The organism is Erythrobacter sp. (assembly GCF_038133525.1).
Taxonomy (GTDB): domain Bacteria; phylum Pseudomonadota; class Alphaproteobacteria; order Sphingomonadales; family Sphingomonadaceae; genus Qipengyuania.
The window spans coordinates 1-15,376 of sequence record NZ_JAYPTL010000067.1 but is presented as its reverse complement, the minus strand read 5'-3'; the positions used below and the strand labels follow the sequence as shown (position 1 = coordinate 15,376).

Annotated in this window: 12 protein-coding genes; 11 read left to right on the top strand and 1 reads right to left on the bottom strand. The window is 64.5% G+C overall.

The window, feature by feature from the left end; genetic code table 11:
- Positions 1-231: 231 nt before the first annotated feature.
- The 11 genes from AAFM29_RS14575 (at position 232) to AAFM29_RS14525 (ending at position 14,682) form a co-directional block, all read left to right on the top strand.
- Complete coding sequence (locus AAFM29_RS14575) at positions 232-1,731, top strand: tryptophan halogenase family protein (RefSeq protein ID WP_341713516.1); 1,500 nt, start codon at positions 232-234, stop codon at positions 1,729-1,731.
- Complete coding sequence (locus AAFM29_RS14570) at positions 1,728-3,557, top strand: alpha-amylase family glycosyl hydrolase (RefSeq protein WP_341713515.1); 1,830 nt, start codon at positions 1,728-1,730, stop codon at positions 3,555-3,557. The genes AAFM29_RS14575 and AAFM29_RS14570 overlap by 4 nt, the downstream gene beginning before the upstream one ends.
- Positions 3,554-5,179: an alpha-amylase family glycosyl hydrolase gene (locus AAFM29_RS14565; protein WP_341713514.1), complete on the top strand. Its 1,626-nt coding sequence runs from the start codon at positions 3,554-3,556 to the stop codon at positions 5,177-5,179. The genes AAFM29_RS14570 and AAFM29_RS14565 overlap by 4 nt, the downstream gene beginning before the upstream one ends.
- Positions 5,176-7,206 carry a glycoside hydrolase family 97 protein gene (locus AAFM29_RS14560; protein WP_341713513.1) on the top strand — a complete coding sequence of 677 codons (2,031 nt, stop codon included), beginning with the start codon at positions 5,176-5,178 and terminating at the stop codon, positions 7,204-7,206. Before AAFM29_RS14565 ends, AAFM29_RS14560 begins: the two co-directional genes overlap by 4 nt.
- A complete protein-coding gene (locus AAFM29_RS14555; protein ID WP_341713512.1) occupies positions 7,203-8,696 on the top strand; it encodes a tryptophan halogenase family protein in 1,494 nt (497 codons plus the stop codon). The genes AAFM29_RS14560 and AAFM29_RS14555 overlap by 4 nt, the downstream gene beginning before the upstream one ends.
- Positions 8,697-8,734: 38 nt before the next feature.
- Positions 8,735-9,820: a TIGR03032 family protein gene (locus tag AAFM29_RS14550; RefSeq protein ID WP_341713511.1), complete on the top strand. Its 1,086-nt coding sequence runs from the start codon at positions 8,735-8,737 to the stop codon at positions 9,818-9,820.
- A 110-nt stretch (positions 9,821-9,930) separates the two neighbouring features.
- On the top strand, positions 9,931-10,413 hold the full coding sequence (locus AAFM29_RS14545; protein WP_341713510.1) for a (2Fe-2S)-binding protein: 483 nt from the start codon (positions 9,931-9,933) through the stop codon (positions 10,411-10,413).
- Positions 10,413-12,662: a molybdopterin cofactor-binding domain-containing protein gene (locus AAFM29_RS14540; protein ID WP_341713509.1), complete on the top strand. Its 2,250-nt coding sequence runs from the start codon at positions 10,413-10,415 to the stop codon at positions 12,660-12,662. Before AAFM29_RS14545 ends, AAFM29_RS14540 begins: the two co-directional genes overlap by 1 nt.
- A gap of 20 nt (positions 12,663-12,682) precedes the next feature.
- Complete coding sequence (locus AAFM29_RS14535) at positions 12,683-13,156, top strand: c-type cytochrome (RefSeq protein WP_341713508.1); 474 nt, start codon at positions 12,683-12,685, stop codon at positions 13,154-13,156.
- A gap of 7 nt (positions 13,157-13,163) precedes the next feature.
- Positions 13,164-14,108 carry an XdhC family protein gene (locus AAFM29_RS14530; protein ID WP_341713507.1) on the top strand — a complete coding sequence of 315 codons (945 nt, stop codon included), beginning with the start codon at positions 13,164-13,166 and terminating at the stop codon, positions 14,106-14,108.
- The gene (locus AAFM29_RS14525; RefSeq protein WP_341713506.1) at positions 14,101-14,682 is read left to right on the top strand and encodes a nucleotidyltransferase family protein; all 582 of its coding nucleotides are present in this window, start codon (positions 14,101-14,103) and stop codon (positions 14,680-14,682) included. The genes AAFM29_RS14530 and AAFM29_RS14525 overlap by 8 nt, the downstream gene beginning before the upstream one ends.
- 3 nt (positions 14,683-14,685) lie before the next feature.
- Here the strand turns inward: AAFM29_RS14525 and AAFM29_RS14520 are convergent.
- Positions 14,686-15,376: aldehyde dehydrogenase family protein (locus tag AAFM29_RS14520; protein ID WP_341713505.1), on the bottom strand; the 691-nt coding region annotated here is incomplete at its 5' end.

Sequence of the window (15,376 nt, the reverse complement as noted above, 5' to 3'; positions counted from 1 at the left end):
GTGCAGAACGGAACCAGGTGATCGACTACCAGATCTACGGCCGTCGTTTCCTGGCGGGCTTCACCTACAAGTTCTGACGCAGAACTGACTTGCGGGGCGGCCACTCTCCTCCCGGCCGCCCCGCCCCCACTTTGGCCTTGATGCCGGATGGCCTGCTATGGCCCGGTCGGAATTTGACCCAGGGGGATCGACTCGATCATGACCCACTCAAAATCTGATAGCGGCAAACACATGCGCTACATCATCGCCGGAGGTGGAACCGCCGGCTGGATGGCGGCCGCTGCACTGGCCCGATTTGCCCCTCCCGGCACCGAAATCACACTGGTCGAAAGCGACGCCATCGGAACTGTCGGCGTCGGCGAAGCGACCATTCCCCAGATTCACCTGTTCAATGGCGCGCTGGGCCTCGACGAGGCCGAGTTCGTTCGCGAGACCAAGGCGACCTTCAAGCTTGGCATCGAGTTCGATGGCTGGCTGCGCGAAGGCGAGGCCTACATGCACGCCTTCGGTGCAATCGGCCGACGCGCGGGGCTGCTTCCGTTCCAGCACTATTGGCTGCGCGCAAAGCAACTCGGCTTCGCCAAGCCGTTGATGCGCTATTCACTCAACGAACTCGCCGCCCGCACACTGTGCATGCAGCGCAGGCGCCGGGCCCCCGGCGCTCCCGAGATGCCTTACGCCTATCACTTCGATGCGGGGCTCTACGCCGCCCACCTACGCCGCTTTGCCGAGGCGCGCGGGGTGGTGCGCCATGAAGGGTTGATCGAGAATGTCGCGCGCGATGGCGAGAGCGGGGCAATCACATCACTGCAGCTCGATGGCGAACGCACCATCGAGGGTGATTTCTTCTTCGACTGCACGGGCTTTCGCGCCCTTCTTATCGGGCAGACGCTCGACACGGGCTATGAGGACTGGACCCGGTGGCTGCGGTGTGACCGTGCGCTCGCCGTCCCCTGCGCGAATGGCGGGGATTTCACGCCCTATACGCGCGCCATTGCGCGTAAGGCTGGATGGCAGTGGCGGATCCCGTTGCAGCACCGCATCGGCAATGGGCTGGTCTATTCGAGTGCGCATTTGAGCGATGACGAGGCGGCCGAAACGCTCCTCGGCAATCTTGACGGTGCACCCCTCGCCGATCCGCGCCCCATCGGTTTTACCACCGGCGTCCGGCGGGAAATGTGGCGTGGCAATTGCCTGGCCATCGGCCTTTCCGCCGGATTCCTCGAACCGATGGAATCGACCTCGATCCACCTTATCCAGTCGACCATCAGCCGATTCCTGAGCGTCTTGCCGTCGGGCAAGCCCGATCCTGCCCTGGTCGACTGGTTCAACGCGCAATGCGCGTTCGAATGGGCCCGCATCCGCGATTTCCTGATCCTGCATTATCACGCCAATGCGCGCGAGGGCGAAGTCTTCTGGGATGGCGTACGGGCAATGGACCTGCCCGACACGCTCAACGCCAAGATCGCCCAGTGGCAAGCAAGCGGCTTCATTCATCGCGAGCACGAAGAACTGTTCACAGAAGTTGGCTGGTTCCAGGTCCTGGTCGGTCAGGGTGTCGAAGCGCGTGGTTACAATCCGCTTGCCGATGCAATGCCGGAAGGCGACCTGCGGCAGTTGCTCGACGGAACCGAAGCCATGCTCGTCGAAGAAGTGCGGCGGATGCCGACACATCTCCAGTTTGTGCAAACCATGCTCAAGACAACCAATCCCCAGGGAGTGCCCGCATGATCCGATCCGTCCTGCCCCTTCTGGCTCTTGGCATGGCGTCCTTGGCCTATGCCGAGCCGCCGTCCGACGGGGCAAAGGCAGCCATGCGCGATCGGCTTCCTTCGGAAGAGGTCGTCTATTTCGTGCTGCCCGACCGGTTCGAGAACGGCGATCCGTCGAACGACAAGGGCGGTTTTCGCGGCGATCGTCTGAAGACCGGCTTCGACCCGTCCGCCAAGGGCTTCTATCATGGCGGGGATCTGAAGGGCCTGACCAGCAGGCTCGACTACCTCGAGAAGCTCGGCATCACCGCGATCTGGTTCGCACCGATCTTCCAGAACAAGCCGGTACAAGGCCCGGCAGGCGATGAGAGTGCCGGATACCACGGCTATTGGGTGACCGACTTCACCCGCCCCGACAGCCATTTCGGCAGCCGGGACGAATTCAAGGCCTTCGTCGACGCGGCCCATGCGCGCGGGATGAAGGTCTATATGGACATCATCACCAACCACACTGCCGACGTCATCACCTATTCCGACGGCGCGGAGACCAACTTCGAATATCGCAGCAAAGCTGACTATCCCTATTCGACCCGCGGCAAACCCGATGGTCAGCCGACCAATCCCGGCTTCATGGGAGACGAAGACAGCTCGGAAGCGAACTTCGCGAAACTCACCGATGCGGGATACGCCTATCGACCGGTCGTTCCGGCATCCGAGAAGGACGTGAAGGTTCCCGCCTGGCTCAACGACCCGATCTACTACCACAACCGCGGAAACAGCAGCTTCACCGGCGAGGATAGCCGGTTCGGCGATTTTGCCGGGCTCGACGACCTGTTTACCGAACACCCGCGTGTCCGCGCGGGAATGATCGAGATCTTCTCGGGCTGGGTGCGCGATTTCGGGATCGACGGCTTCCGGATCGACACTGCCCGCCACGTCGATCCCGGCTTCTGGCAGGCATTCGTCCCGGCGATCGAAAAGGTCGCGTATGAAAACGGCATCCCCAACTTCACCATGTTCGGCGAAGTCTACAAGGACGTGCCCGACAGCGGCTACATTGCCCAGTACACCCGCCGCGACAAACTGCCTGCGGTGCTCGACTTCGCTTTCCAGGCGGCGATGCGCGAATTGCTGGGTCGCGACCAGGGTACCGTCGTCCTGGCGCACATGTTCGACGGCGACGTGCTCTACGAAGGTGGCGAGGACGCAGCGCGCAACCTGCCGACCTTCCTTGGCAATCACGACATGGGTCGCTTTTCGACCCTCATCAAAGCCGACAAGCCCGATATCTCGCAGGAAGAACTGTTCCAGCGTGTGATGCTTGGCCATGCGATGATGCTCAGCCTGCGCGGTGCACCGGTCATCTATTACGGTGACGAGCAGGGCTTCGTCGGCGACGGCGGCGACCAGCTTGCCCGTGAGGACATGATGCCGTCGAAGACCGCGGTCTATAACGACAACGACCTGATCGGCACCGACGCGACCACAGCGGCCAGCAATTTCGACGAGAGCCATCCGCTTTTCGCGCTGATCGCGGAATTCAGCGCGATCCGCAGGAACCACCCCGCACTCACCCGTGGCAAGCAAGTGGTCCGCCACTATGAACAAGGTCCCGGCATCTTCGCGGTAAGCCGGTTCGATCCCGTCGACGGCACCGAATATCTCGCCGTGTTCAACACCGGCAGCGCACCGCGTGATGTCAACGTAGCCCTTGGCTATGGCGCACGCGGCCTCGAGACCCTATCCGGCGCCTGCCCCGCCCAGGTTACCGCGCCGGGCAGCGCCGCATTTACCCTGCCCGCCTTCGGTTGGGCACTCTGCCGAGTTTCGGAGACAATTGAATGAACCGCCAAGCCGCGATCGCCCAGGTCGCCGATGAAAGTGCTGCCCTGCCGTGGTGGAAGGGCGCGGCGATCTACCAGATCTATCCGCGCAGCTTCCAGGATTCGAACGGCGACGGAATTGGCGACCTGCCCGGCATCACGCAGCGCCTGCCGCATGTCGCTTCGCTTGGCGTGGACGCCATATGGATCTCGCCCTTCTTCGTCTCGCCGATGAAGGACTTCGGTTATGACGTCGCCGATTATTGCGACGTCGATCCGATCTTCGGCACGCTGTCCGATTTCGACGCATTGGCCGCGCGCGCGCACGAGCTCGGACTGAAAGTCCTGATCGATCAGGTCTTTTCGCATACGTCGGACGAACACGCCTGGTTCGCCGAAAGCCGTTCGGACCGCACCAATCCAAAGAACGACTGGTATGTCTGGGCGGATGCCAAGCCCGACGGGTCGCCACCATCCAACTGGCAATCGGTATTCGGGGGGCCCGCCTGGACGTGGGATGCCCGGCGCGGCCAGTATTACATGCACAACTTCCTGAGCTCGCAGCCGCAGCTCAACCTGCACAACCGGGCAGTCCAGGACGCGGTGCTGGATGTGATGCGCTTCTGGCTGGACCGGGGCGTCGACGGTTACCGGATCGACGCGCTCAATTTCGCCATGCATGATCCCGAATTACGCGACAATCCGCCGGCCCCCGCCAGCGATCGCCCGCGCAGTCGGCCATTCGATTTCCAGCTGAAGAAGTACAACCAGTCGCACCCCGATATCCCGGCGTTCATCGCGCGGATCCGCGAACTGACCGACGAATACGATGCGGTGTTCACGGTGGCAGAAGTCGGCGGGGACGAAGCGGAGGCCGAGATGAAGGCCTTCACCGCGGGAAATACGCATCTTAATTCGGCCTATGGCTTCAACTTCCTTTATGCTGACAAGCTGACGCCTGGCGCGATCTCGGCCGCATTGGCACAATGGCCAGACGAGGAAGGCATAGGTTGGCCGAGCTGGGCGTTCGAAAACCACGACGCCCCGCGTGCGATCAGCCGCTGGTGGAGCGCAGACCAGCACGCCCCCGCTGCGCGCCTCAAGATGCTGCTGCTCGCCTGCCTGCGCGGCAATATCATCCTCTACTACGGCGAGGAGCTGGGCCTCACCCAGGTCGATATCCCGTTCGAGCAGCTCCACGACCCCGAAGCGATCGCCAATTGGCCGCTGACATTGAGCCGCGACGGCGCGCGCACGCCGATGCCCTGGCAAGCCGATGCCAAGCACGCCGGATTCACCATCGGCGAACCATGGCTACCGGTGGGTGAAGACAACCTCACCCGTGCGGTCGACCGACAGGAAGCCGATAAGGGTTCGCTGCTCAACCACACCCGCGCAATGCTGGCGCTGCGCAACGCCAATCCGGCGCTGCATCACGGGGCGGTGACCCGCTGCACGCAAGTCGACGGAGTCTTCCTGATCGAGCGGCAGAGCGATGGACAAGCGGTCCGATGCCTGTTCAACTTGGGCGCCGCGACATTGGTAATTCCGTCGGAATTGCAGCCCGGAGCTGTGATCGCCGCCGTCAACGGTGCGAGCCCGACCTCCCTTCCTCCCTTCGCTGCATTGGTCCTCGAACTATGACGTTCTTCCGTTTGCTCCTTGCGGCCCTCCTGCTGGCCACCGCACCGACGGCGCTCGCCGGAGAGACCGTCAGTTCGCCCGATGGTCACCTGACCATTACCGTCGACGTAAACGGTGAAGGGCGGCCATTCTACCGCGTCGAGAGGGACGACAAGCCAGTCATCACCGACAGTCGCCTCGGTTTCCTGCTGACCGATCAGGACAAGCTGGAACGTCGCCTTGCCGTGGTCGGGAGCAGCCGCGCGAGCCATGACGAAACCTGGGAACAGCCCTGGGGCGAGCAGCGCTTCGTCCGCGACAATCACAACGAACTGACCGTTCGCTTCGAAGAACTGAGCGATGCGAAGCGCAAGTTTGGCGTGGTTTTCCGCGTATTCAATGATGGCATCGGTTTCCGCTACATGTTCGACGACGCGAGCATGGGCCAGACCGTGCGGATCGCGGAGGAACTGACCGAGTTCAATATCGCGCAGGATGGGACCGCCTGGTGGATCCCTGGTGGCGAGTGGAACCGCTACGAATACCTCTATGAAGAAACGCCGATCTCGGGCGTTTCGGTCGCGCACACACCGCTGACCTTCCGCACGACTGACGGCACGCACATCGCACTGCACGAAGCCGCGCTGGTGGATTTCGCCGGCATGTGGGTCAAGCGCACGACCGGTACCAACTTCCGCGCCACGCTGGCCCCCACCGGAAGCGGCGCAGCGCGTGCCGTGCGCGATGTACCCTTTGCCACCCCATGGCGCACGATCCTGATCTCGGACGATGCTGCCGGGCTGGCGATGAGCAACATCGAACTCAACCTCAATGAACCCAACAAGCTGGGCGACGTGAGCTGGTTCAAGCCGCACAAATATGTCGGCGTGTGGTGGGGCATGCATCTCGCGGTAGAGAGCTGGGGATCGGGCCCGATCCACGGCGCGACCACCGCCAACGTCAAACGCTACATCGATTTCGCCGCGAAGAACGGCTTCGAAGGCGTGCTGGTCGAAGGCTGGAACGTCGGTTGGGATGGCGACTGGTTCTTCAATGGGTCGCTGTTCAGTTTCACTCAGCCCTATCCCGACTATGATTTCGACGAGCTGGCGCGCTACGCTGCGAAGAAGGGCGTGCCGATCATTGGCCACCACGAAACCTCGGGCGACATCGGCAATTACGAGGCGCAGCTCGAAGCCGGGCTCGACCTGATGGCCCAGCACGGCGTGAAGACCATCAAGACGGGCTACGTCACCGATGCCTGCAACCTGCGCTATGTCCATGCGGATGGCAGCGAGACGCGCGAATGCACCGAAAGCCAGGTGATGCAGCGCCACCACTTGAAGGTCGTGACCGCGGCGGCAAAGCGGCACATTGCGATCAACGCGCACGAACCGGTCAAGGACACCGGCTTGCGGCGGACCTATCCGAACTGGGTCGCCCGCGAGGGCGCGCGGGGCATGGAATTCAATGCCTGGGGCGTACCGCCTAACGGGCCGAGCCATATCCCGACGCTGGCCTTCACCCGCATGCTGGCAGGCCCGATGGATTACACCCCCGGTGTCCTCAGCCTGGAGGGCCGCGGGCAGCCGCTGCAGATGACACAGGCGCGGGCACTGGCGGAATATGTGGTGGTCTATTCGCCGATCCAGATGGCGGCCGACCTGCCTGAGAATTACGCGAAGTATCCCAAGGCCTTCCAGTTCATCAAGGATGTGCCCGCCGACTGGGCGGAAAGCCGCGTGCTCGATGCGCAGGTGGGCGACTACGTGATCACCGCGCGCAAGGACCGGAACAGCTCCGACTGGTATCTCGGCGGGGTGGCCGACGAGCAGGGTCGCGACAGCCGGGTCTCGTTGGCATTCCTCGATCCGGATAGGACTTACCGCGCCCAGATCTATCGCGATGGACCTTCCGCAAATTGGGAAGGCGAGGCGCGGTTCGACATCGTCATCGAGGGAAAGCGCGTCACCGCAGCCGATACGCTCGATCTGCGCATGGCACCGGGTGGCGGATTTGCAGTGCGGCTGATACCGCTCAAGCGGTGAGCACTCCCACACCTCCCCGCGTCGTCGTGCTCGGCGGCGGCAGCGCAGGCTGGATCACCGCCTGCCTGCTGCACAGGGAATGGGGTACACGGGGTGGATCGGTCACGGTGGTCGAAAGCCCCGAGATCGGGATCATTGGGGTTGGCGAAGGGTCAACCCCGCAGCTCAAGGCCTTTTTCGACCACCTCGGCATCGCCGAGGCCGAGTGGATGGCGGCCTGCGACGCGACCTTCAAGCTGGGCATCCGCTTCACCGGCTGGAGCGAGCAGGCGGGCTGCGAGAGCTATTTCCACCCCTTCCCCGGCCCGGTCGACCTGCACACCGAACCGCAGTTCCTGCGCAATTGCGCCTTGCGGCGACGGGGCGTGGACGTGCCCGCGCATCCGGACGACTGGTTCCTGGCCGAGACGCTGGCCGAAGCGCGCAAGGCACCGCAACCCAACGATAATTTCCCCTTCGCACCGAGCTATGGCTATCACTTCGACGCGCACAGGCTGGGCGGATTCCTGCGCGAATGGGCGGTTGCGCGCGATGTAGTCCACGCACAGCTTCGCGTAGTCGATGTAGAGATCGACGTAGAGGGCAATGTGGCTGCGCTGCTGTGCGAAGGCGGCGAACGTATCGAGGGCGACCTTTTCGTCGATTGTTCGGGCTTCCGTTCGATCATCGCCCAACAGAAGCTCGGTGTGCGCTTCCTGCCTTTCGCCGACAACCTGTTCAACGATCGCGCCGTGGTGATGCCGACCGCGCATCGCCAGCCGATCAAGCCGCAGACCGACAGTATTGCCATGGCGGCTGGCTGGCGCTGGTCGATCCCGCTGACCTCGCGGGTCGGCAACGGCTATGTCTATTCGTCGAAATACATCTCCGACGAAGAGGCCGAGGCCGAACTCCGCGCGGCGATCGGGATGGTCGACGAAGGCGATGCGCGGTTCCTGCAAATGCGAGTCGGGCGGGTCGAGGACAGCTGGACGCGCAACTGCCTGGCGGTGGGCCTGTCGCAGGGCTTCATCGAGCCGCTCGAAGCAACGGCGCTGCATATCGTGATCGCCACCGCGCTCGACTTCGCCAAGGCCTATGAGGGCGGCGGTTTCTCCGCGCAACACCGCGAGACCTTCAATCGCCGCATCGCCGCGAAGTATGAGGGTATCCGCGACTACATCGTGGCACATTACCGGCTCAACCAGCGCAGCGACGCGCAGTACTGGCGCGACAATGCGGCGAACCATGCGCTGTCTGATAACCTCAAGGCGATGATGACCGCCTGGTTCACCCACGAGGACATCACCCAGCTCAACAACCAGCAGCATGACGGCGCGCCGCATTATGCGACCATGAGCTGGCATTGCCTTTTCGCGGGTTACGGCACCTTCCCCCCGCAGGCGAAGATGCAGCCCCCGCCACCGGGGCTTGCCGCGGGCGATCCGCAGGCGGTGCGCGCGATGCTTGCAGCCTGCGCTACCAACTTCCCCGACTACGCGCCCGCCTGACTGGCGCCGCGCTGCATGACGCGCTAGGCCTTGGCGCGATGAGCGAGACCGCAGCGCCGCCCCCGCCGCCATCAGGCGAACCGCCGAAGGTGACGCTCGACTTCTCGCCCGGGCTTGCCGACTATCTCGCCCAAGCCGGCATCTCGCTCGCCTTCACTTCCTACCAGTCAGGCTACCTCTACCTCGTCGGCCATTCGCCCGACGGCAAGCTGGCGGTGCACGAGGCGTTCTATCCGCAGGCGATGGGCGTGGTCGGCGATGCGCAGCGGATCTACCTGGGCACGCTGACCCAGCTCGTCCGGCTCGAAAACGTCCTCGCCCCCAACGAACGCGCCAATGGCAAGCATGACCGGCTCTATATCCCGCGCAACATGCAAGTGATGGGCAACATCGATTTCCATGAGCTGGGCATCCGCGCCGATGGCGGCGTGGTGGTGGTCAACACGCGCTATTCCTGCCTGTGCGAACCCAGCCTGACACACAGTTTCCGCCCCCTGTGGAAGCCCGATTTCATCAGCGTGTTGGCGCCCGAGGATCGTTGCCACCTCAACGGCCTCGCCATGGTCGATGGCCAACCTCGCTACGTCACCGCCGTGGCCCGATCGGACGTGAAGGATGGCTGGCGCCCACACCGGCGCGACGGCGGGATGGTGATCGACATCGCCAGCGACCGAATCGTGGCGCAGGGCCTGTCCATGCCGCATTCGCCCCGCTGGCACGAGGGGGAGCTGTGGGTGCTCAATTCGGGCACAGGGGAACTGGGCCGGATCGATCTCGATAGTGGCCGGTTCGATCCCCTGTGCTTCCAGCCCGGCTTCCTGCGCGGGCTGGCGCTGTTCGGCAATCATGCACTCATCGGACTGTCGAAACCGCGTGATGGGCGCTTCGAAGGCCTGGCGCTGGACGAAACACTGGCGCAACGCGGCGAGGAGGCGCGCTGCGGCATTGCCGTCGTCTCGCTGGAAACGGGCGCGCTCGAACAGTGGTTCTATCTCGAAGGCGCGATTGGCGAGATCTTCTCGGTCGCCGTCCTGCCCGGCGTGGCAAATGCCCTGACCATCGGCCCGCAATCGCGCGAGATCGCCGAACTGGTCACCTTCGAAAGGCCCACGTGGGAAAGCTAACCCACGGAACTCGGCTTCAAATTTGACCTCGAAGATCGGTTGCGGTGGACAACTGGTTTGCGCTCGCCCATTCTACACAAGAACATTTCGACAGAGGGTGCGCAATCGCAATGGTTAGCTTCACGATCAACGGCAAACCGACCACGGTAGAAGCCGATTCGGCCACGCCGATCCTGTGGGTCATTCGCGAAAAACTGGGCATGACCGGGACCAAGTTCGGTTGCGGCATCGCCCAATGCGGGGCCTGTACCGTGCACCTCGATGGCCAGCCGATCCGCAGCTGCTCGACGCCTGTGTCGGAGGCCGAGGGCAAGGCGATCACAACCATCGAAGGTATCGCCGGACCCGATGGCGAATTGAGCCGGATCCAGCAGGCCTGGATCAGCGAACAGGTACCGCAATGCGGCTATTGCCAGTCGGGCCAGATCATGGCGGCCACTGCACTGCTGCGCGACAATCCGCGCCCCACCGACGAACAGATCGACGCCGCCATGTCGGGCAATATCTGCCGTTGCGGCACCTATGTCCGCATCCGCCGCGCGATCAAGGTCGCCGCCGGGATCGAACCCACCTCGACCGAGGAGGCTGCGTGATGGACAATGCCGACAATCCCAAGCCGCAGCGTAGCCGCGCGGCCAAATGGACCCGCCGCGGCTTCATCGGCGCGGGTGTCCTTACCGGCGGCGCATTGCTGATCGGCGTCGGCGTGCGCCCGGGCAACCCGGTCGGCAAGCTTGGCCCGATCGTCGCCAATGGCGAAGGCGAACAGCTGATCAACAGTTGGCTCAAGATCGACGCCAACAATGTCGCTACTGCGATCGTCCCGCATTGCGAGATGGGCCAGGGCGCGCATTCAGCGCTGGCCCAGATGCTGGCGGACGAGCTTGACGCCGACTGGTCCATGGTGCGGGTGATGCAGGCGCCAGCAGACGGCAATTACATCGTCACCGACACCGCGCGGCTGTTCGTCGCACCGGGCACGGTCGACGCACCCGACTGGCTCGAGCCGACCTGGAACGGGCTGTTCACCAATATCGGGCGACTGGCCGACGCCATGATCACCGGCGGCAGTTCCTCGGTCCGGTCGACCGGCCAGCACACGATGCGCATCGCGGGTGCAGCCGCGCGGCACATGCTGGTCGCCGCAGCGGCGAAGAGCTGGGGCGTCCCGGCCAGTGAGATCACGACTGCCAACAGCATGCTGAGCCACGCCGCATCGGGCAAATCGGCCCCCTATGCCGAATTCGCCGCAGCTGCCGCCGAACAGGACATGCCGCAGACCCCGCCGCTCAAGCAGCCCAAGGCCTATCGCCTGATGGGCACCGACGCGCCGCGGCTCGATATTCCGTCAAAGGTCGATGGCTCGGCCAGCTTCGGGATCGACGCAGTCGTGCCCGACCAGCAACTCAGCTACGCCGCGGTGCGCCGCGTACCGGTTCCGGGGACACGCGTGACCTCGATGAAGGCGGAACAGGCCGAAGGCATGCCCGGCGTGCTGCAGATCCTCAACATGGGCGATTTCATCGCAGTGGTGGCCGATGGGTACTGGCAGGCGCAGCAGGCGCTGAACCTCATCACCGCCGAATACAGCGAACCCGAGAGTACGATCCGCACCAGCGACGACCAATATGCCCGCTTCACCGCCGCGCTCGACGAAGCCGGTGATGACGGCGGCGACAAGGCGGCCAGCAATGGCGATGCGGTGGAGGCATTCGGCAGCGCTGCGACCAAGGTAGAGGTCGAATATCGCGCACCCTATCTCGCGCATTCCCCGCTCGAACCGATGAACGCCACGGTATGGGTACGTGACGGCAAGTGCGATGTCTGGACCAGCACGCAGGTGCCGCTGATGGCGCGCACCGCAGCAGCCAAGGCCACCGGGCTGAGCACCGACGATGTGACCATCCACCACCCGCTACTGGGCGGGGGCTTCGGGCGACGGCTCGAAACCGATTACGTGACCATGGCCGCGCGGATTGGCGCGGCGACCGGCTATCCGGTCAAGATGATCTGGTCGCGCGAGGAAGATACGCAAAAGGGCCTGTTCCGCTGCGCCGATATCAGCCGCTTCAAGGGCGGGCTGGACCAGAACGGCAAGCTGGTGGCCTACAACAATGTGTTCACCCAGCGGCACGACCCGCCGGGGTCGTTCGATTGCGCCTTCTACGACATCCCCAACAAGTCGATCCGCGTGGCCGAGGCCGAACTGCTCCTACCCTTCGCTTCGCTGCGATCGGTCGACCATGGGCAGCAGGGTTTCTTCATCGAAAGCTTCATCGATGAAGCCGCTGGCGCCGCTGGTAAGGATCCGGTCGAATTCCGGCTGGGAATGCTGGGCCAGTCGCCGCGCCACAAGGCGGTGCTGGAGAAGGTCGCCGCCATGGCCGACTGGGGCAACACCCCCGAAGGCCACGGCAAGGGCGTGGCGCTGGTCGAATCCTTCGGCACCATCGTGGCCGAGGTGGTTGAAGTCGACATGACTTCGGGATCGCCCAGGCTGGTCACGGTGTGGTGCGCGGCCGATCCGGGCTTCGCGGTGAACCCCGACGGTTTCCGCAACCAGATGGAAGGCGGCATCGTCTATGGCCTGACCGCCGCGCTTTATGGCGAGATATCGCTCAAGGATGGCGCAGTCGAACAGAGCAATTTCCACGACTACAAGATGCTGCGGATGAACGAATGTCCGGCCATCGCGGTGGAGATCATCAATGGCGATCACGTGACGCTGGGCGGGGCGGGCGAGCCGGGCCTGCCCCCGGTCGCCCCGGCGCTGGCCAATGCGATCTTCGCCGCAACGGGCAAGCGGTTGCGCGAAATGCCCTTCGCCAAGCAGTTCGCCTGAGCGCAGAGGAGATTCGGTGCATGCACAAGTATACTCTCGCCCGTCCCCTGGTCCTGACCCTCGCACTGGCACTCGCGGCCTGCGGATCAGATCCCGAACCGCCGGTCGAACAGATCGTGGTGCGCGAGCCCGGAGCCCCCGTGGCCGCTCCTTCTGAGGCAGCCACATCCGACGGCGCGGCTGCCGACCCGGCTGCGGCGGGCAAGGCCGCTTTCGCCGCCTGCGCGGCCTGCCATTCGATCGAACCGGGCGGCGCTTCGGGCGTCGGGCCCAATCTCGCCGGGGTGGTCGGGCGCAAGGCCGGCACGCTGGCCGGTTTTGCCTATTCGGACGCCATGAAGGGATCGGGCATCACCTGGAGCGAAGCGGAACTTGACGCATTCATCGCCAATCCCGCTGCCAAGGTGCCCGGCACCTCGATGGCCGCAGGCGCGGTGAGCGACGAAGCCAAGCGCGCCGCGATCATCGCCTATCTCACCGGGATCACCGGATAGACCCCCGATGGATTCCCCGCGCGTATTTCGCTTCCTTGCGGGGAAACTCGGCCAGGGCCAGCACTGCGTGCTGGTCACCGTACTGGCGGTCGAAGGCAGTTCGATGCGCAATCCCGGCACGCATATGGGCGTGTGCGAGGACGGCAGCTTCAACGGCTCGCTATCGGGCGGGTGCATCGAGAACGCAGTGGTGGCCGAGGCGCTGGCCGCGCTTGACGAAGGTGCGCCGCGGATCGTGCGCTTCGGCGCGGGCTCGCCCTATCTCGATATTCGCCTGCCCTGCGGCGGCGGGCTCGATATCCATTTCCAGCCGCTTGCCGACACAGCGCTGGTAGAGGCCAGCCTGGCTGCGGTGGCCGCACGCAGGCCGTTCTCGATCGCGATCACGCCCGATGGCGCAACCTTCGAAGCGGCTTGGGCCAGCCCCGCCTTCGATTTTGCCAGCGGCTGCGGGCGCTTCGGGCACTGGCCGCAGCCGCGACTGGTGCTGGTCGGCCATGGCGCGGGTGTTTCCGCGCTCGCCCGCCTGTCCCGGACCATGGATCTCGAGGTCGAAGTCCTGTCGCCCGACGGCGATCTGGTGGCCGCGCTTGCCGGCGAAGGGCTGGCGGCCAGCCAGCTTACCCGCACCACCGAGACCGACGGGCTGCACGGCGACCACTGGACCGCCTTCGTCTTCCTTTTCCACGATCACGACTGGGAACTGGCGCTGATGCTGCGCGCGCTGGCGCTGCCGCATTTCTACTTCGGGGCGATGGGTGGGCGCCGCGCCCACGCACTGCGCTGCGAGGCACTGGCGCAGGCGGGCATGACGGAACGGCAGGTCGCCAGCATCCACGCACCGATCGGTATGTTCCATTCCTCGCGCGATCCCGACACGCTGGCGCTTTCGGCGCTGGCGGAGATCGTCAAGGCCTATCAGGACACCCCCTTCGAGGCCGGGCTTGGGTGACGCCCCGCGCCTTGCGGTGACGCTGCTCGCCGCCGGGCAATCGCGCCGGTTCGGCGGCGACAAGCTGGCGGCGGGTTTCCGTGGCAGAATGCTGGGCCTGCACGCCGCCGACACCCTGGCGCGGTTCGCCTTCGCCCATCGCTGGGTAATCGTCTCCGATCCGGGGCATCCCTGCGTTCCCGGCTGGGTGGAGACGGGTTTCGAGCCGATCCTGAACGTGGATGCCGCGCAGGGCATGGGAACTTCGGTGGCCCTCGCGGGGCGGCTAGCCAGAGAGGCTGAGGTCGATCAGCTGCTGATCGCGCTTGCCGACATGCCGCTGGTGACCCAGGCCCATTTCGCCGCCTTGCTCACACGGGCAAGCCCAGGAGGAGAGGGGGCGCTGGTCGCCTCTACCGATGGCGCGGCTGCGATGCCGCCTGCCGTTTTCGGCAGCACGCATTTCGACCGGTTGGTGCTTGCCAGCGGCGACAAGGGCGCCCGCGCCTTGCTGGGCGCGGCAGAGCTGGTCGCGGCACCGCAGGGCACCCTCGCCGATGTGGACGACGAAGCTGCCCTGCGCGCGCTCGGTTAGGCGTCAGACCGCCGCGTTGCGCTTGACCGTGATCACCTGCGGATAGGTGAATTCCTTGAGGCCATCGAGCCCGTATTCCGCGCCGAAGCCCGACTGCTTGTGCCCGCCGAAGGGGGCCAGCGGCGAGATATGGAGGAACTCGTTGACCCACACCGTGCCGGTTTCGAGCTGCTCGGCAATCTCGACGCCCTTGTCGACGTCCTTGGTCCAAACCGCCCCGGCCAGCCCGTAGTCGGAGTTGTTGGCCCGCGCGATCACCTCGTCGACGGTCGAGAACTTCATCAGCGGCATGACCGGGCCGAACTGTTCCTCGGCCACGATCCGCGCGTCTTCGGGCGGATTGTCGAGGATCGTGATCGGCACGTAATAGCCGGTGCCCGAAGGATCGACATTGCCGCCGGTCAGGAACTTGTAGCCCTTGTCCTTGGCATCCTGGATCAGCTCGCACACGCGATCGAACTGCTTCTTGTTCTGGATCGGGCCGACACCCGTGCCCTGCTGCGATCCGTCACCCACGGTCACGCCCTTGGCATATTCGGCGATCGCCTTGCTCAGGTCGTCGTAGATGTCTTCATGGATGTAGATGCGCTTCGCCGCGACGCAGATCTGCCCGGCATTGGTGAAGCTCGACCAGAACAGCTGCTCGGCGACCTTTTCGACATCGGCATCGGGCAGCACGATCGAGGCGTCATTG

What these genes read in the sequence shown, in the direction of transcription:
- AAFM29_RS14530 (WP_341713507.1), top strand. Translation starts at nt 13,164, where the DNA reads ATGGATTCCCCGCGCGTATTTCGCTTCCTTGCGGGGAAACTCGGCCAG.
- AAFM29_RS14540 (WP_341713509.1), top strand. Translation starts at nt 10,413, where the DNA reads ATGGACAATGCCGACAATCCCAAGCCGCAGCGTAGCCGCGCGGCCAAA.
- AAFM29_RS14535 (WP_341713508.1), top strand. Translation starts at nt 12,683, where the DNA reads ATGCACAAGTATACTCTCGCCCGTCCCCTGGTCCTGACCCTCGCACTG.
- AAFM29_RS14570 (WP_341713515.1), top strand. Translation starts at nt 1,728, where the DNA reads ATGATCCGATCCGTCCTGCCCCTTCTGGCTCTTGGCATGGCGTCCTTG.
- AAFM29_RS14565 (WP_341713514.1), top strand. Translation starts at nt 3,554, where the DNA reads ATGAACCGCCAAGCCGCGATCGCCCAGGTCGCCGATGAAAGTGCTGCC.
- AAFM29_RS14560 (WP_341713513.1), top strand. Translation starts at nt 5,176, where the DNA reads ATGACGTTCTTCCGTTTGCTCCTTGCGGCCCTCCTGCTGGCCACCGCA.
- AAFM29_RS14550 (WP_341713511.1), top strand. Translation starts at nt 8,735, where the DNA reads ATGAGCGAGACCGCAGCGCCGCCCCCGCCGCCATCAGGCGAACCGCCG.
- AAFM29_RS14545 (WP_341713510.1), top strand. Translation starts at nt 9,931, where the DNA reads ATGGTTAGCTTCACGATCAACGGCAAACCGACCACGGTAGAAGCCGAT.
- AAFM29_RS14575 (WP_341713516.1), top strand. Translation starts at nt 232, where the DNA reads ATGCGCTACATCATCGCCGGAGGTGGAACCGCCGGCTGGATGGCGGCC.